This is a genomic window from Pseudomonas putida (genome assembly GCF_001941965.1).
Taxonomy (GTDB): domain Bacteria; phylum Pseudomonadota; class Gammaproteobacteria; order Pseudomonadales; family Pseudomonadaceae; genus Aquipseudomonas; species Aquipseudomonas putida_L.
The window spans coordinates 106,628-122,447 of record NZ_MKZO01000036.1 but is presented as its reverse complement, the minus strand read 5'-3'; the positions used below and the strand labels follow the sequence as shown (position 1 = coordinate 122,447).

The 15,820-nt window shown below is 63.2% G+C and carries 16 protein-coding genes; 10 read left to right on the top strand and 6 right to left on the bottom strand.

What is annotated here, in order from left to right; genetic code table 11:
• The first annotated feature begins 132 nt into the window (after positions 1 to 132).
• The 6 genes from PSEMO_RS20135 to PSEMO_RS20110 all read left to right on the top strand — a co-directional run bounded on the left by PSEMO_RS20135 (position 133) and on the right by PSEMO_RS20110 (position 5,900).
• Positions 133 to 1,047: an ABC transporter permease subunit gene (locus PSEMO_RS20135; RefSeq protein WP_009398626.1), complete on the top strand. Its 915-nt coding sequence runs from the start codon at positions 133 to 135 to the stop codon at positions 1,045 to 1,047.
• 2 nt (positions 1,048 to 1,049) lie between these two features.
• Entirely contained in the window at positions 1,050 to 2,339 is a 1,290-nt protein-coding gene (gene livM, locus PSEMO_RS20130) for a high-affinity branched-chain amino acid ABC transporter permease LivM (protein ID WP_075804731.1), read from the top strand.
• Positions 2,336 to 3,211 carry an ATP-binding cassette domain-containing protein gene (locus tag PSEMO_RS20125; RefSeq protein WP_075804730.1) on the top strand — a complete coding sequence of 292 codons (876 nt, stop codon included), beginning with the start codon at positions 2,336 to 2,338 and terminating at the stop codon, positions 3,209 to 3,211. The genes livM and PSEMO_RS20125 overlap by 4 nt, the downstream gene beginning before the upstream one ends.
• Complete coding sequence (locus PSEMO_RS20120; RefSeq protein WP_075804729.1) at positions 3,208 to 3,924, top strand: ABC transporter ATP-binding protein; 717 nt, start codon at positions 3,208 to 3,210, stop codon at positions 3,922 to 3,924. Before PSEMO_RS20125 ends, PSEMO_RS20120 begins: the two co-directional genes overlap by 4 nt.
• 230 nt (positions 3,925 to 4,154) lie before the next feature.
• A complete protein-coding gene (locus tag PSEMO_RS20115; protein WP_075804728.1) occupies positions 4,155 to 4,484 on the top strand; it encodes a hypothetical protein in 330 nt (109 codons plus the stop codon).
• A gap of 654 nt (positions 4,485 to 5,138) precedes the next feature.
• Positions 5,139 to 5,900, top strand: a complete 762-nt coding sequence (locus PSEMO_RS20110) for an SDR family oxidoreductase (protein ID WP_075804727.1) — start codon at positions 5,139 to 5,141, stop codon at positions 5,898 to 5,900.
• A 104-nt stretch (positions 5,901 to 6,004) separates the two neighbouring features.
• Here PSEMO_RS20110 and PSEMO_RS20105 read toward each other — a convergent pair whose 3' ends face one another.
• The 3 genes from PSEMO_RS20105 to PSEMO_RS20095 form a co-directional block, all read right to left on the bottom strand.
• Positions 6,005 to 7,105 carry an AGE family epimerase/isomerase gene (locus PSEMO_RS20105; RefSeq protein WP_075804726.1) on the bottom strand — a complete coding sequence of 367 codons (1,101 nt, stop codon included), beginning with the start codon at positions 7,103 to 7,105 and terminating at the stop codon, positions 6,005 to 6,007.
• 68 nt (positions 7,106 to 7,173) lie between these two features.
• Positions 7,174 to 7,806, bottom strand: a complete 633-nt coding sequence (locus PSEMO_RS20100; protein ID WP_075804725.1) for a TetR family transcriptional regulator — start codon at positions 7,804 to 7,806, stop codon at positions 7,174 to 7,176.
• A gap of 132 nt (positions 7,807 to 7,938) precedes the next feature.
• Positions 7,939 to 8,307: a hypothetical protein gene (locus PSEMO_RS20095; protein WP_075804724.1), complete on the bottom strand. Its 369-nt coding sequence runs from the start codon at positions 8,305 to 8,307 to the stop codon at positions 7,939 to 7,941.
• 266 nt (positions 8,308 to 8,573) lie between these two features.
• Here PSEMO_RS20095 and PSEMO_RS20090 point away from each other — a divergent pair, with 266 nt between their 5' ends.
• Positions 8,574 to 10,643, top strand: coding sequence for an AsmA family protein (locus PSEMO_RS20090; RefSeq protein ID WP_075804723.1), 2,070 nt, complete (start codon positions 8,574 to 8,576; stop codon positions 10,641 to 10,643).
• A gap of 165 nt (positions 10,644 to 10,808) precedes the next feature.
• Here the strand turns inward: PSEMO_RS20090 and PSEMO_RS20085 are convergent, their stop codons facing one another.
• A complete protein-coding gene (locus PSEMO_RS20085; protein ID WP_075804722.1) occupies positions 10,809 to 11,339 on the bottom strand; it encodes a ferritin-like domain-containing protein in 531 nt (176 codons plus the stop codon).
• A 91-nt stretch (positions 11,340 to 11,430) separates the two neighbouring features.
• The gene (gene osmE / locus PSEMO_RS20080; protein WP_075804721.1) at positions 11,431 to 11,769 is read right to left on the bottom strand and encodes an osmotically-inducible lipoprotein OsmE; all 339 of its coding nucleotides are present in this window, start codon (positions 11,767 to 11,769) and stop codon (positions 11,431 to 11,433) included.
• A gap of 134 nt (positions 11,770 to 11,903) precedes the next feature.
• Between osmE and PSEMO_RS20075 the strand changes: the two genes are divergently transcribed.
• From PSEMO_RS20075 to PSEMO_RS20065, 3 genes are all read left to right on the top strand, one after another.
• Entirely contained in the window at positions 11,904 to 12,794 is an 891-nt protein-coding gene (locus PSEMO_RS20075) for an esterase/lipase family protein (protein WP_075804720.1), read from the top strand.
• A 79-nt stretch (positions 12,795 to 12,873) separates the two neighbouring features.
• Positions 12,874 to 13,158, top strand: a complete 285-nt coding sequence (locus PSEMO_RS20070) for a PsiF family protein (protein WP_075804719.1) — start codon at positions 12,874 to 12,876, stop codon at positions 13,156 to 13,158.
• A gap of 127 nt (positions 13,159 to 13,285) precedes the next feature.
• Positions 13,286 to 14,293: an AI-2E family transporter gene (locus PSEMO_RS20065; protein ID WP_075804718.1), complete on the top strand. Its 1,008-nt coding sequence runs from the start codon at positions 13,286 to 13,288 to the stop codon at positions 14,291 to 14,293.
• Positions 14,294 to 14,403: 110 nt separating this feature from the next.
• Here the strand turns inward: PSEMO_RS20065 and PSEMO_RS20060 are convergent, their stop codons facing one another.
• Positions 14,404 to 15,672, bottom strand: coding sequence for an Hsp70 family protein (locus PSEMO_RS20060; protein WP_075804717.1), 1,269 nt, complete (start codon positions 15,670 to 15,672; stop codon positions 14,404 to 14,406).
• Positions 15,673 to 15,820: the final 148 nt, after the last annotated feature.

Here is a 15,820-nt window from a genome sequence, read left to right as displayed (position 1 = left end):
GGGCCGGTTCCCGGTTCTGCGCCGTACCTGTCTTTTCCCGTAGATCTGCACAAACCTGCGCTGCGAGGGCCGTGTCATCCGCGGTTCGCCGTAGTCGGCGCTTGTGCAATCTCAAATACGTGAGATTGCGTTATGGATGGAATTTTCCTGCAGCAACTGATCAATGGGCTGACCCTCGGGTCCGTCTATGGTCTGATCGCCATCGGCTACACAATGGTCTATGGCATCATCGGCATGATCAACTTCGCGCACGGCGAGGTGTATATGATTTCCGCCTACCTGGCGGCAATCAGCCTGGCATTGCTGGCCTATTTCGGTATCGAGTCCTTTCCGCTGCTGATGCTGGGAACCCTGTTGTTCACCATCGTCGTCACCGGGGTCTACGGCTTCACCATCGAACGCATCGCCTACAAACCCCTGCGCAACTCCACCCGCCTGGCGCCGCTGATCAGCGCCATCGGTATCTCGCTGATCCTGCAGAACTACGCGCAGATCAGCCAGGGCGCCCGCCAGCAAGGCGTGCCGACCCTGCTCGAAGGCGCCTGGCGCTTCGACGTCGGTACCGGCTTCGTGCAACTGACCTACACCAAGATCTTCATCCTCATCGCCGCCTTCGCCGGCATGGCCCTGCTCACCTACGTGATCAAGTACACCAAGCTCGGCCGCATGTGCCGCGCCACCCAGCAGGACCGCAAGATGGCCTCGATCCTGGGGATCAACACCGATCGGGTGATCTCCTATGTGTTCGTCATCGGCGCGGTGATGGCGGCCCTGGCCGGGGTGCTGATCACCATGAACTACGGCACCTTCGACTTCTATGCCGGCTTCATCATCGGCATCAAGGCGTTCACCGCCGCGGTACTCGGCGGCATCGGCTCGCTGCCCGGGGCCATGCTCGGGGGGATCGTGCTGGGTATCTCGGAATCGCTGTTCGCCGGCCTGGTCAACTCCGACTACAAGGACGTGTTCAGCTTCTCCCTGCTGGTGCTGATCCTGATCTTCCGTCCCCAGGGCCTGCTGGGTCGCCCGCTCGTGGCTAAGGTGTGAACATGTCCACTGCCAAGACTGCTTCTTCCGGTTTCGATATCAAACGCACCTTGATTGACACCGTCGTCGCCGGCCTGCTCGCCCTGATCGTCTTCGGTCCGGTGGTGGGCGTGGTCCTCGACGGCTACAGCTTCAACGCCGAACCGAGCCGCGTGGCCTGGCTGGTGGGCGGGGTGATGGTGGGGCGCCTGCTGATCAGCCTGTTCCTCCAGACCGACGCCGGCAAGCGCATGGCCCACGGCTTCGAAAGCGGTGGCTCGGGGGTGCATGTGCTGGCGCCGGACTACAAGTCGCGCCTGCGCTACATCATCCCGGCGCTGATCGTTATCGCCATCGTCTTCCCGATTTTCGCCAACAAGTACCTGCTGACCGTGGTCATCCTCGGCCTGATCTACGTGCTGCTGGGGCTCGGGTTGAACATCGTGGTGGGCCTGGCCGGCCTGCTCGACCTGGGTTACGTGGCCTTCTACGCCATCGGCGCCTATGGCCTGGCCCTGGGCTACCAGTACCTCGGCCTGGGCTTCTGGAGCGTGCTGCCGCTGGCGGCCATCGCCGCGGCGCTGGCGGGCTGCATATTGGGCTTCCCGGTACTGAGGATGCACGGCGACTATTTGGCGATCGTGACCCTGGGCTTCGGTGAAATCATTCGCCTGGTGCTGAACAACTGGCTGTCGTTCACCGGCGGTCCGAACGGCATGCCGGTACCGTCGCCGACCTTCCTCGGCCTGGAGTTCGGGCGCCGGGCCAAGGATGGCGGGGTACCGATCCACGAGTTCTTCGGCTTCGAATACAACGCCAACCTCAAGTTCATCTTCATCTACGCCGTGCTGTTCATGGTCGTGCTGGCCGTGCTGTACATCAAGCACCGCCTGACCCGCATGCCGGTCGGCCGGGCCTGGGAAGCCCTGCGCGAAGACGAGATCGCCTGCCGTTCCATGGGCCTGAACCATGTGCTGGTCAAGCTCTCGGCCTTCACCCTGGGGGCGTCCACCGCCGGTCTGGCCGGGGTGTTCTTCGCCAGTTACCAAGGCTTCGTCAACCCGTCGTCGTTCACCTTCTTCGAGTCGGCGCTGATCCTTGCCATCGTAGTGCTCGGCGGAATGGGCTCGACGGTCGGCGTGGTGATCGCCGCGTTCGTCCTGACCGTGGCCCCGGAACTGCTGCGCAGCTTCTCCGAATACCGCGTGCTGCTGTTCGGCGTGCTGATGGTGCTGATGATGATCTGGCGACCGCGCGGGCTGATCCGTATCAGCCGCGCCGGTGTGGTCCCGCGTAAAGGAGTGGCGCCATGAGCGACGACGTAATCCTCTCGGTCGATAACCTGATGATGCAGTTCGGCGGGATCAAGGCGCTGAGCGACGTCAGCCTGAAGGTCAAGCGCAACGACATCTTCGCCCTGATCGGCCCCAACGGTGCGGGCAAGACCACGGTGTTCAACTGCCTCACCGGTTTCTACAAGGCCAGTGGCGGCAAGATCGAACTGAACGTGCGCGGCTCGCACACCAACGTGATCCAGTTGCTCGGCGAGCGCTTCCAGTTGGGCGACTTCGTTTCGCCGAGTCGCTTCATGACCCGGGTACGCTACAAGATGTTCGGCGGTACCCACCTGGTCAACCGCGCCGGCCTGGCGCGGACCTTCCAGAACATCCGCCTGTTCCGGGAAATGTCGGTGGTGGAAAACCTCCTGGTGGCCCAGCACATGTGGGTCAACCGCAACCTGCTGGCCGGCGTGCTCAACACCCCGGCCTACCGCAAGGCGGAAAGCGACGCCCTCGACCATGCCTTCTACTGGCTGGAAGTGGTGGACCTGGTGGACTGCGCCAACCGCCTCGCCGGTGAGCTTTCCTATGGCCAGCAGCGCCGCCTGGAAATCGCCCGGGCCATGTGCACGCGGCCGAAGATCATCTGCCTGGACGAACCGGCTGCCGGCCTCAACCCGCAGGAAACCGAGGCCCTGAGCCGGATGATCCGGGTATTGCGTGACGAGCACGACATTACCGTGGTCCTGATCGAACACGACATGGGCATGGTCATGAGCATTTCCGACCATATCGTCGTGCTCGACCACGGCAACGTGATCGCCGAAGGCAAGCCGCAGGACATCCGCAACAACCCGACCGTGATCGCCGCCTACCTGGGTGCTGACGAAGAGGAGCTGGTATGAGTGCACCCATTCTCGAACTGCAGGACCTGGACGTGTTCTATGGGCCGATCCAGGCCCTGAAAAAGGTCTCGATGCACATCAACGAGGGCGAGACGGTCAGCCTGATCGGCTCCAACGGTGCCGGCAAGTCGACCCTGCTGATGTCGATCTTCGGCCAGCCGCGGGCGGCGGGGGGCAAGATCCTCTATCGCGGTACCGACATCACCCACAAGTCGTCGCACTACATCGCTTCCAACGGCATCGCCCAGTCGCCGGAAGGGCGGCGGGTGTTCCCCGACATGACCGTCGAGGAAAACCTGATGATGGGCACCATCCCCATTGGCGACAAACATGCCGACGAAGACATGCAGCGCATGTACGAGCTGTTCCCGCGGCTCAAGGAGCGGCGTAGCCAGCGGGCGATGACCATGTCCGGTGGCGAGCAGCAGATGCTCGCCATCGCCCGGGCGTTGATGAGCCGGCCGAAGCTCTTGCTGCTGGACGAACCTTCGCTGGGGCTGGCGCCGATCGTGGTCAAGCAGATCTTCTCGACCTTGCGCGAACTGGCGAAGAGCGGCATGACCATCTTCCTCGTCGAGCAGAACGCCAACCATGCGCTGAAGCTGTCGGACCGGGCCTATGTGATGGTCAACGGGCAGATCCGCCTGAGTGGTACGGGGCAGGAGCTGCTGGTCAATGAGGAGGTGAGGAACGCTTATCTCGGCGGGCATTGATACCTCCTGTATCGCCCAATCCTCGTAGGAGCGTGGCTTGCCCGCGAAGGACCGCGTAGCGGTCCCAAAATAGTGTGGCCAGTAACATTTTTGGGACCGCTGTGCGGTCCTTCGCGGGCAAGCCACGCTCCTACAAGCCGCTGCGTCGTCCTGGATTTTCAGGAACTCAAGGCAAACCCGGGCAGTCGTACCCCGTGTACCGTTTCGACGCTGCACAAGGAACCCCTACGATGTCCCGACGCTCCCTGCTCACCCCCGCGATCCTCGCCTGCGGCCTGCTGTTCGGCGGCCTGACAGTGCACGCCGAGGAAGCGGCCAAGGTCCAGATCGAGTCCTCTGCGTCCTCTTCCGACAACCTCGCCGCGATCCACCGCGAATCCGGCATGAGCCACTCCCTGCATGACTCCGGGGTCAGCGTGGCCGACCTGAAGAAGATGCGCGACACCCTCAACCAGAACGCCAGCGACCTGCAGGATCTGCGCCGCACCGTGGACGAGCAGACCCGGCAGATCGGCGAACTGCAACGGCGCCTGGAAGACACCAACCGCAAGGTGCAATAGGTTGTCCACAGGAATGTGGAAAAGTACCTGGGCAAGTTGATGGCCATGCGCCATAAAGTCGCTGTAAGCAGTTGTTTTCCATGTAATTGAAGTTGTCCACGATTAATGTGGAAGCGATTGTGGGTAACTTGGTGATGAGTGGCTGCAAGCCTTGTGTCACGTGGCTTGCAAGGATGTGTTCATTTTTTGATCAGTGACTTCAGAAGACCCTGTCGGGGTATTTGTCAAGTTGCTGATCAGCATTTAAAAGAGCCTGAAAACATCAATGAAAGCCTGTGGATAACTCTGTGAACAAGCCCTGGAAAGACGCCGCTGGCCCGCGAGGTTAAAGGCGTTGCGCCATCAACGCGGTTTTCCACCGTGCACGATAACGGGGCAGGGTGCTTAAGCTGACACCGGAGTCAAGTGAAAAAGGGCGCCCCAGCCTGTGGATTACTTGGCCTGGAGCGCTGCGGCAGGGTTATACAGTTGCCCCCAATCTGTGTGGAAGGGCCTGTGGATAAGGTGCGCATAGCCGCGCCGGAGCCTTCTGCCACAAGGCTTTGCGCCGATTGGTCGTTTTTTGTCCAGGGGCAGGAACGGCTTGCCGCATGGCCATTGGCCGGGCATGCTTCAGGGCCTGCTGTCCTCTTGCCGTGATCCAAGGAGATACCCATGACTTCCACCGTATTCATCACCGGTGCCACTTCCGGCTTCGGCGAAGCCTGCGCCCGCCGTTTCGCCGAGGCCGGCTGGTCGCTGGTGCTGACCGGTCGCCGCCAGGAGCGCCTCGACGCCCTGTGTGCAGAACTTTCGCAACAAACCCAGGTGCATGGCCTGGTCGTGGATGTACGTGACCGCAAGGCCATGGAGGAGGCGATCGCCAGCCTGCCACCGGCCTTCGCCAAGCTGCGCGGGCTGATCAACAACGCTGGCCTGGCCCTGGGCGCGGACCCGGCGCCGCAGTGCGACCTGGATGATTGGGAAACCATGGTCGACACCAACATCAAGGGCCTGATGTACAGCACCCGCCTGCTGCTGCCGCGGCTGATCGCCCACGGTCGGGGTGCGACCATCCTCAACGTCGGTTCGGTGGCGGGCAACTATCCGTATCCGGGCAGCCACGTGTATGGCGGCACCAAGGCCTTCGTCGGCCAGTTCTCCCTGAGCCTGCGCTGCGACCTGCGCGGCACTGGCGTGCGGGTGACCAATATCGAGCCGGGGCTGTGCGAGAGCGAGTTCTCGCTGGTGCGTTTCGGCGGCGACCAGAGCCGTTACGACGCCACCTACGCGGGCGCCGAAGCGATCCAGCCGCAGGACATCGCCGAGACCGTGTTCTGGATTCTCAACCAGCCGGCGCATATCAACATCAACAACCTTGAGTTGATGCCGGTGAGCCAGGATTGGGCCGGGTTCTCGATTACCCGCAAGGACTGAGTCGCCCTTGAGGCCCTCATCGCTGGCAAGCCAGCTCCCACAGGTACAGCGGTGTTCTCGCGGGCGGCGCGAACCCTGTGGGAGCTGGCTTGCCAGCGATGGCGTCAGTTGCTGCGCTGCAAGCCTTGCAGACAGGTCACCAGGTGATACGGCGTAGTAGAAGGCATATCCTCCCGACTCACCTCACCCTTGGCATCCCGACACTCATACCACCCCCCCTCATGCAGGAACCGCTGGCGCAGCACCTCAAGCTGCCCCACCAGCTTCTCCCCGCCATCCGCGCGCAAGGTCAGCGCCCGCAGGTACTCGGCCTGGGCCCAGATGCGCTGGGTGGCATCACGCACCTGGCCATCGGCATCAAGCATCGCCAGTACCGCACCGTCCTTCACCCCGCGCTCTTCGGCAAAGGCAAAGGCCCGCTCCAGCGACGCATGCAACGCCGTGCCCTTGAGCAGCGGCGAAGTCTCCAACAGCCAGAACCATTCGAACTGATGCCCCGGCTCGAACCAGTTATCCACAGCCCCGCGCGGTTTCTCCAGCATCACCCCATGCTGCGGGTCGATGAACTGCGCCTGCATGCCCTCGGTCAGGGCCAGCAGAGCCGCCTGCACCTCGTCATCCTCACGCACGGCCAGGGTGGCAAGGAAGGCTTCGGCCAGGTGCATCAACGGGTTCTGCAACGGGCCGCTGCCCAGGTCCGACCAGTCTTCGCCAAGGCTTGCCTCGTACAACCCGTCGTCATTGGCGAAGCGCTCGGCCACCACGCTGAGCGCGGCATTCAGGGTCGATTCCACCAGGCTGTCGCGGCTCTTGTCCCAGTAGTGGGCGCAGGCGAAGACGATGAAGGCGTGGGTGTACAGGTCCTTGCGCCGGTCCAGTGGCTTGCCCTGGGCATCGACGCTGTAGAACCAGCCGCCATGCTCGGCATCATGGAAGTGCCGGTTCAGCGAGCGGAACAGCGCGGCGGCGCGTTCGCTGGCGCCGGGCTGGTCGATGCGGCTGCTGAACAGGTAGAGCTGGCGGGCACAGGCCATGGCCCGGTAGCGCTGCACCGGCATTGGCTGGTGGGCGGGGTCGAGCGCCTCGAAGGGCAGGGCCATGTCCGGGTTCCAGCCCGGGCCTTCCCAGAGCGGCACGATGCGCCGGTCGAAGTGTTGCTGGATGTCAGCGAGCAGGGAGGACTGGGCAGGGGAAAGTTCGGACATGGAAAAGGTTCGTCGCCGTCATTGCGTTGGCGCGCATGGTAGCAGGAAATTTCCCCGTGGCGCCGGGATCAGGCCGGGTTGCCCAGGCCCTGCCAGTGCCGTGCGCCGACGAAGATGAAGCGCAGTTGCTGGATGATCTTGGCTTCGGCGCTGAGCTGGCCCTCGGCCAGGTTGGTGGGCGGATCGATCAGCTCCGGCAGGGTGGCGAATACGGTTTTCACCACCAGGTCGGCGATCACGCCGAGTGCCGGTGCATCGAGGTGCTGCCAGCGGCGCATGCTGCCCAGGTCGGCGGCGAGGTCGGAACTGATGCCCTCGCGCAGGCGGGCGATGGCCTGGCGCACCGGCTGCGAGCCGCCGTATTGCTCGCGGGCGAGAAACAGGAATTGCGCACGGTTGGCCGCGACCACATCGAGAAAGATACGTACCGAGGCGTCGGTGATGCCGCCCAGTTCGATTTCGTTGTGGCGGACCCTGCGGATGGTCTGGCGGAAGGTTTCGTTGACTTCGCGGACCAGGGCCAGGCCCAGTTGGTCCATGTCATCGAAATGCCGGTAGAAACCGGTGGGCACGATGCCGGCCGTGCGGGCCACTTCACGCAGGCTCAGGCTGCCGAATCCGCGACCGCTATCCATCAGTTGACGGGCGGCGTCCAGCAGGGCGTGGCGGGTCTGTTGCTTCTGTTCGGCGCGCGGCAGCATGGCGGGTTCGTTCGTGTGAAACGGGCCCTGCACTCTAAAGGCCGGGGCCGGAAAAACAAAGCCCGGTCAGTTGACCGGGCCTCGGAGGGGAGAGGACTGCGCGCGGGTAGCTGTTGTTTTCGCGCATAGGCATCAGCTCACCCGGTTGTTGCGTTCGATTACACGGTCACCACCGCCTTCGGCCACACGGTTATTGCGCTCGATCACACGGTCACCACCGCCTTCGGCAACTCGGTTGTTGCGCTCGATCACACGGTCACCACCGCCTTCGGCAACGCGGTTGTTGCGTTCGATCACACGGTCACCACCACCTTCGGCCACACGGTTGGCGCGTTCGATCACACGATCCGAACCGCCTTCAGCCAGGGTGTTCAGCGGCTGGGAGACCGTGGCCGAGCTGTCGCGGGCTTCGGCGGACAGGTGTTGGTCGGCGGCCGGTACGGCGAAGGCACTGGTGGCCAGGACTGAGAGGGCAAGGCTGAGCAGCAATTGGCGTTTCATGTTTTGGATCTCCTGGGGGAGGACAAGTAAGTGGGTACGGAGCCAATGCTACTCTTGGAAATTGGATAGAAAAGTTCATAAAGGTAATGGTAACAATCAACGGGATTGATACATTCCACCGGCCGCTCTAGGTCGCGGCTTTCCTGAGTGCCGCAGTAGGAATTGGCCGGCGTATCCGGCGAAACCCCTTGGCGTTTCGTCAGTCCCAAGTACAAGTGCGTGGTCAACGCACGCTGTCTGCCTAGCTGTCACTGGAGAACCGTGCAATGACGCGCCCCGCCAAAATCATCACCTGGACCCTGGCCAGCCTTGCGCTGATCCTGGTGGTGCTGGTGATCTTCATCGCCACCTTCGACTGGAACCGGGTCAAGCCGCTGCTCAACGACAAGGTCTCCGAAGCCTTGCACCGACCTTTCGCCATCAATGGCGACCTCTCCGTGCACTGGCGCCGCGAGCCCGAGGAAGGTGGCTGGCGGGCCTGGGTGCCGTGGCCGGTGTTCACTGCCCAGGACCTGACCCTGGGCAACCCGGAGTGGCTCAAGGAACCGCAGATGGTCGGCCTGCAGCAGGTGGATTTCCGCCTCTCGCCGCTGCCGCTGCTGGCCCAGCGCATCGTCATCCCGCGCATCGACCTCAAGCTGCCCACCGCCAGCCTCAAGCGCCTGGCCGATGGCCGGGCCAACTGGACCTTCGATTTCGGGCCCAAGGACGAAAACGCCGAGCCATCGAAATGGGTACTGGATATCGGCGCCATCGGCTTCGACAAGGGCCAGGTGGCGTTCGATGACGCCACCCTGAAGACCAATGTCCAGGTGCAGGTCGACCCGCTGGGCAAGCCGATCCCGTTCAGCGATATCGTCGGCAAGAGCACTGCCGAGAAGACCGCCAAGGAACACGGCAACGCCCAGGACTACGCCTTCGGCTTCAAGGCCAAGGGCACCTACAAGGGCGAGGCGCTGACGGGCGAAGGCAAGATTGGCGGCCTGCTGGCCTTGCAGGATGCGACCCAGCCGTTCCCGGTGCAGGTGGACGTGAGCATCGCCAAGACCCGCGCCATCGTCGCCGGCACCCTGACCGACCCGCGCAATCTCGGCGCCCTCGACCTGCGCCTGAAACTCTCCGGTGCCAGCCTCGGCAACCTCTATCCGCTGACCGGCGTGACCCTGCCGGACACCCCGCCGTACCAGACCGACGGCCACCTGATCGCCAAGCTGCACGAGCCGGGCAGGGCGCTGTTCCGCTACGAAGGCTTCAACGGCAAGATCGGCGACAGCGATATCCATGGCGACCTGGCCTTCGCCGCCAGCCAGCCGCGGCCCAGGCTGACCGGCAAGCTGGTGTCCAACCAGTTGCTGTTCAAGGACCTGGCGCCGCTGATCGGCGCCGACTCCAATGCTCAGCAGAAAGCCCGTGGTGGTGCCGCGAAGCAGCCTGGGGAGAAGGTCCTGCCGGTGGAAGAGTTCCGCACAGAGCGCTGGCGGGCGATGGATGCCGATGTCACCTTCACTGGCAAGCGCATCGTGCAGACCGAGGAACTGCCGTTCACCGATCTTGATAGTCACGTGGTCCTCGAGGATGGCCTGCTGCGTCTGGAGCCGCTGTCCTTCGGTGTGGCGGGCGGCAAGCTGGGCATGCAGGTGCGCCTCGACGGGCGCAGCACGCCGATGCAGGGGCGGGTGAAGTTCACTGCGCGCAATCTCAAGCTCAAGCAGCTGTTCCCGACCTTCGAACCGATGAAGACCAGCTTCGGTGCGCTCAATGGCGATGCGGACCTCAGTGGCCGGGGTAATTCGATCGCGGCCTTGCTGGGCACGTCCAATGGCGACCTGAAGCTGCTGGTCAACGATGGCGCAGTCAGCCGCAGCCTGATGGAAATCGCCGGGCTTAACGTGGGCAACTATGTGGTCGGCAAGCTGTTTGGCGACAACGAGGTGAAGATCAACTGTGCGGCGACCGATGTCGGGATCAAGGATGGTCTGGCGACCACGCGGCTGTTCGTGTTCGATACCGAGAATGCGGTGATCTATGTCACCGGTACGGCGAACTTCGCTACCGAACAGCTGGATTTGAAGATCAATCCGGAATCCAAGGGCCTGCGCCTGTTCTCGCTGCGTTCGCCGTTGTATGTACGGGGTTCGTTCGCCAAGCCGTCGGCGGGGGTGCAGGCGGTGCCGTTGGCATTGCGCGGGGCGGGGATGGTGGCGCTGGGAGTGGTGGCCGGGCCGGCGGCCGGGTTGCTGGCGCTGGTGGCGCCGAGCAGCGGGGATGAGCCGAACCGTTGTACGCCGTTGCTGGAGCAGATGCGGGCCGGCAAGGCGCCCAAGACTGTGAAATGAAGGAGGGCCCTATCGCTGGCAAGCCAGCTCCCACAGGGTTAGAGGCGGACACAAATTTTGTTGCTGGCTATGGAGGCATCAAGGTCTCCCACAAGGCCTCGCGGTGTACGCGGTCCCTGTGGGAGCTGGCTTGCCAGCGATGAGGCCCTGAAGGGCAATAGAGAATCAGAGGCCTTGCAGCAGGTCCGCCATATCATCCGCATGCTCTTCTTCCTGAGCCAGGATGTCTTCGAAAATACGGCGGGTAGTCGGATCGCTGTCACCAATGAAGCGCACGATCTCCCGATAGCTGTCGATGGCGATCCGCTCAGCCACCAGGTCCTCCAGCACCATCTCCTTCAGATTCTTCCCGGCCACGTACTGCGCATGGGAATTCTTGCTCAGGTTGTCCGGGTTCAGATCCGGCTCGCCACCCAGCTGCACGATGCGCTCGGCCAGTTTGTCGGCGTGCTCCTGCTCCTGGTTCGCATGCTCCAGGAACTCCGCCGCCGCCACGCTCGCCTTGATCCCGCTGGCCATGTAGTAGTGGCGCTTGTAGCGCAGGGTGCAGACCCATTCGGTGGCCAGCGACTCGTTGAGCAGGCGCAGGATGGTCTGGCGGTCGGCAGTGTAGCCCTCGGTCACGGCGCCTTGCTCCACATGCTGGCGGGCACGTTCGCGCAGGGTTTGTACATCGGTCAGTTCTACGGTGCTCATCACGTTTCTCCAGGCTGGAAAATGGGCGCGCCGCGCTCTCGGGCGCGGTCGCTACATCAGGTACGAGTGCGGCGAAGCGGCAAAAGTTTTATCAGCCACGGCCTTCACGGCGATCCTGCTCACGCTGTTCGCAGGTCTTGAAGCCCTTGTCGTCGACATGCCCGGTGGCGTCGAAGCGCACGAAGTAAGGCTGTTGATGACCTTCGCGGTTGAGGATGTAGTTGTTGCAGGTGCCGCCGTTAGGCAGGTCGATGACCGTGGACGGGCTGCCGCCGATAGCGATGACCTTTTGCATGGTCATGCCGTTTTCCACCTGCTTGACCAGGGGCTGGTCGCGGAAGGTCACGTGGTCCACCGGGTTTTCCGGGTGGCTGCTGCAACCGATCAGGGTGGCGCTTGCCAGAAGTGCTGCCAGGGCGTGCTTGTACATGGTCGTACATCCTCGTGTTAGGCCGTCATGGCCCGATAAGAATTTGGAACCGCAAGCGGCGACGGGAGTTCGATTGCGATTGCCATCGTTTCGCCTGTAGGGTGCAGCGATTACCTCCTGAAACCGGAGTCGCCATGTCGCAAGCGCTTGCCACGCGTTATCCACTGGTGCTGGTGCCGGGCATGCTCGGCTTTGTCCGGCTGCTGGCCTATCCCTACTGGTTCGGCATCGTCAGGGCCCTGCGCCGGGGCGGGGCGCAGGTCTACCCGGTACAGGTTTCGCCGCTGCACAGCACCGAGGTGCGCGGCGAGCAGTTGCTGCGCATCGTCGAGGACCTGCGTCAGCGCCTTGGGGTCGAGAAGGTCAATCTGCTCGGCCACAGCCAGGGCGCCCTGACGGCCCGCTACGTGGCGGCGAAACGTCCGGAATGGGTGGCCTCGGTCACCTCCATCGCCGGCCCCAACCACGGTTCGGAACTGGCCGACTTCTTCGAGCGCGAGTACCCCGGCGATTCACCCCGCGGACGTTTGCTCAAGGCGGTGCTGCATGGCCTGGCGTGGCTGATGGAAGTGCTGGAAACCGGCTGGAAGGGCGAGAAATTGCCGATCGACGTGCACGCCTCGCACCTTTCCCTGACCTCCAGCGGCGTGGCTCGCTTCAACCTGAGTTATCCACAGGGGCTGCCCGAGACCTGGGGAGGAGAAGGGCCGGCCGAGGTCAACGGCGTGCGCTATTACTCCTGGTCCGGCGTGCTCAAGCCGGGCATCACCGACCGTGGCCTGAACCGCCTGGACGGCAGCAACCGTTTCTGCCGCCTGTTCGCCAGCACTTTCGTGCGCGAGAAGGGCCAGTGCGACGGTATGGTCGGGCGCTTCAGTTCGCACTTGGGCCAGGTGATCGGCGACGACTATCCCCTTGACCACCTGGATATCGTCAACCAGTCCCTGGGCGCGGTGGGCAAAGGCGCGCAGCCGGTGAAGCTGTTCGTCGAGCACGCGGAACGGCTCAAGGCCGCCGGCTGCTAGCGCTCCCAAGGGATGTAAGAAATCTTGTCTAAACTCCACTGACAGCCGCGCCTCTCTCGCGGCGATCAGGAGAGTCACCATGAAGATGCTGCGTGTGCCGTTGCTGTTGCTGGGCCTGCTGATGGCGTCACAGGGTTTCGCTGCCACCGCCCAGCAGGAAAAGATGAAGACCTGCAACGCCGACGCCACCGCCAAGGCGCTCAAGGGCGATGAGCGCAAGGCGTTCATGAGCACCTGCCTGAAGGCCAAGCCGGCCGCCACCCAGCAGGACAAGATGAAGACCTGCAACGCCGACGCCACCACCAAGGCGCTCAAGGGCGATGAGCGCAAGACCTTCATGAGCGACTGCCTGAAGAAAAAATGATCTGACGGGCCGATCAGGTCTTGCTCTGGGGCAATGCCTGATCGTCCGCCGTCGCCCGCCCCTATGCCTGTTCACCGAAGGCTGGCAGACTGCCGCCTCCGTCGTCTTTGGCTGTCTCTGAGGTTGTATGACTTTTACCCAGCGTCAGGTCGTGCTGGCCAGTTGGATCATCGTATTCACCGCCTTGTTGCTGGTATTGCCGCTCAAGCTGCTGCCGAGCCTGCTCGCCGGCTTGCTGGTGTTCGAGCTGGTCAACATGCTTACGCCGAAACTCCAGCACGTGATTGCCGGGCCGCGGGCACGGTGGCTGGCGGTGGCCTTGCTCGGCACCCTGGTGGTCAGCACCCTGACCCTGATCTTCGCCGGGGCCATCAGCTTCCTCCTGCATGAGGCGGAAAACCCCGGAGCCTCGCTGGACCGCTTCATGCTCCTGGTGGACCAGGCCCGCAGCCAGTTGCCACCGTTCGTCGACGCCTACCTGCCGGCCAGCGCCGCCGAGTTCAAGGTGGCCATCGGCGACTGGCTGAAGACCCACCTCGGCGAGCTGCAACTGGTGGGCAAGGGTGCGGCGCACATGTTCGTTACCTTGCTGATCGGCATGATTCTCGGGGCCATTGTCGCCTTGCAGCGGATTCCTGATATCTCGCGGCGCAAACCGCTGGCGGCGGCGTTGTTCGAGCGCTTGTCGCTGCTGGTCCAGGCGTTTCGCAATATCGTTTTTGCGCAGATCAAGATTTCCCTGCTCAACACCGCGTTCACCGGGATCTTCCTGGCGGTGGTGCTGCCGCTGTTCGGCGTGCATTTGCCGCTGACCAAGACGCTGATCGTGCTGACCTTCCTGCTCGGCTTGCTGCCGGTGATCGGCAACCTCATGTCGAACACCCTGATCACCATCGTCGGCTTGTCGCTGTCGATCTGGGTGGCGATGGCGGCGTTGGGGTATCTGATCGTTATCCACAAGGTCGAGTACTTCCTCAACGCGCGGATCGTGGGCGGGCAGATCAGTGCCAAGTCGTGGGAACTGTTGCTGGCGATGCTGGTGTTCGAGGCGGCCTTCGGCTTGCCGGGGGTGGTGGCGGGGCCGATCTACTATGCCTACCTGAAGAGTGAGTTGAAGCGGGTGGAGCTGGTCTGAAGCCTTGTGGTGTCTGATCCGGCCTCATCGCTGGCAAGCCAGCTCCCACAGGTTATTGCGTGCACCGCTAAACCTGTGGGAGCTGGCTTGCCAGCGATAGGGCCCTGGAGTCAGGCGCCGTAGCGTTTGCGCGCCTCGATCGCCAGCCCGCTGCCGATGCTGCCGAAGATATTCCCTTCCACATGCCGCGCATTCGGCAGCATCGCCGCCACGCTCTGGCGTAGCGCCGGGATGCCGCTGGAACCACCGGTGAAGAACACCGTATCCACCTGCTCCACCCCCACGCCAGCCTTGAGCAGCAACTCATCGACGCTGCCGCGCACCCGCTCCAGCAGGTTGTCGATCGATTGCTCGAACAGCGCCCGGGTCAGGTCCACCTGCAGGTCCTTCTCGACCCGGCCCAGGTCCACCAGGCGGTTCTCGGCGTGGGTCAGCTCGATCTTGGTCGCTTCCACTTCCATCGCCAGCCAGTGCCCGGCGCGCTGTTCGATCAGCTTGAACAGGCGGTCGATGCCCAGGGTGTCCTCGATGTCGTAGCGCATGCTGCCCAGGGCCAGCTGGGATTTCTGCGAGTACACCGAGTTGATGGTGTGCCAGGTGGCCAGGTTGAGGTGGTAGCTGGTAGGCATCAACGCCTGGCTTTTCATCCGGCTGCCGTAGCCGAACAGCGGCATCACGCCCTGCAGGCTGAGCTGCTTGTCGAAGTCGGTTCCGCCGATATGCACGCCGCCGGTGGCGAGGATGTCGTTGTGGCGGTCGTCGAGCATGTGCCGCTCGGGAGCCAGGCGGATCAGCGAGAAGTCCGAGGTACCCCCGCCGATGTCGACGATCAGCACCAGTTCCTCGCGCTCGATGCCCGACTCGTAGTCGTAGGCCGCGGCGATCGGCTCGTACTGGAACGACACGTCCTTGAAGCCGATTTTGCGCGCCACCTCGGCCAGGGTGTCCTCGGCCTCCTGGTCGGCGGCCTGGTCATCGTCGACGAAATGCACCGGACGGCCCAGCACCACCTGCTCGAACTCGCGGCCGGCATTGGCTTCGGCGCGCTTCTTCAGCTCGCCGATGAACATCCCCAGCAGGTCCTTGAACGGCAGGGCGGTGCCCAGCACGCTGGTGTCGTGCTTGATCAGCTTGGAACCGAGCAGGCTCTTCAGCGATCTCATGAGACGACCCTCGTAACCCTCCAGGTACTCGTGCAGGGCCAGGCGACCGTAGACCGGGCGGCGTTCCTCGATATTGAAGAACACCACCGAAGGCAGGGTGATCTTGCCGTCTTCGAGGACGATCAGCGTCTCCTCGCCAGGGCGATGCCAACCGACGGTGGAGTTTGACGTGCCGAAGTCGATACCACAGGCACGGGCCGGGGATGCATGAGTCATGGAGGCGGTTCCGGGGGAAAAACGGCCGCGCAGTTTATGCCAGTTGCGCGCAGAATCAAGACCGATTATCTGCCGCGCGACAACCTCGGGGCGCCTTGAAAGGCTATGCTTGGCCCCAATCTTCACAGGCAGTGCATTTAACCGACGG

Coding starts and splice junctions, on each gene's coding strand:
- PSEMO_RS20060 (WP_075804717.1), bottom strand. CDS start 15,672: ATGACTCATGCATCCCCGGCCCGTGCCTGTGGTATCGACTTCGGCACG.
- PSEMO_RS20100 (WP_075804725.1), bottom strand. CDS start 7,806: ATGCTGCCGCGCGCCGAACAGAAGCAACAGACCCGCCACGCCCTGCTG.
- osmE (WP_075804721.1), bottom strand. CDS start 11,769: ATGTACAAGCACGCCCTGGCAGCACTTCTGGCAAGCGCCACCCTGATC.
- PSEMO_RS20110 (WP_075804727.1), top strand. CDS start 5,139: ATGACTTCCACCGTATTCATCACCGGTGCCACTTCCGGCTTCGGCGAA.
- PSEMO_RS20070 (WP_075804719.1), top strand. CDS start 12,874: ATGAAGATGCTGCGTGTGCCGTTGCTGTTGCTGGGCCTGCTGATGGCG.
- livM (WP_075804731.1), top strand. CDS start 1,050: ATGTCCACTGCCAAGACTGCTTCTTCCGGTTTCGATATCAAACGCACC.
- PSEMO_RS20135 (WP_009398626.1), top strand. CDS start 133: ATGGATGGAATTTTCCTGCAGCAACTGATCAATGGGCTGACCCTCGGG.
- PSEMO_RS20120 (WP_075804729.1), top strand. CDS start 3,208: ATGAGTGCACCCATTCTCGAACTGCAGGACCTGGACGTGTTCTATGGG.
- PSEMO_RS20115 (WP_075804728.1), top strand. CDS start 4,155: ATGTCCCGACGCTCCCTGCTCACCCCCGCGATCCTCGCCTGCGGCCTG.
- PSEMO_RS20095 (WP_075804724.1), bottom strand. CDS start 8,307: ATGAAACGCCAATTGCTGCTCAGCCTTGCCCTCTCAGTCCTGGCCACC.
- PSEMO_RS20105 (WP_075804726.1), bottom strand. CDS start 7,105: ATGTCCGAACTTTCCCCTGCCCAGTCCTCCCTGCTCGCTGACATCCAG.
- PSEMO_RS20125 (WP_075804730.1), top strand. CDS start 2,336: ATGAGCGACGACGTAATCCTCTCGGTCGATAACCTGATGATGCAGTTC.
- PSEMO_RS20065 (WP_075804718.1), top strand. CDS start 13,286: ATGACTTTTACCCAGCGTCAGGTCGTGCTGGCCAGTTGGATCATCGTA.
- PSEMO_RS20090 (WP_075804723.1), top strand. CDS start 8,574: ATGACGCGCCCCGCCAAAATCATCACCTGGACCCTGGCCAGCCTTGCG.
- PSEMO_RS20075 (WP_075804720.1), top strand. CDS start 11,904: ATGTCGCAAGCGCTTGCCACGCGTTATCCACTGGTGCTGGTGCCGGGC.
- PSEMO_RS20085 (WP_075804722.1), bottom strand. CDS start 11,339: ATGAGCACCGTAGAACTGACCGATGTACAAACCCTGCGCGAACGTGCC.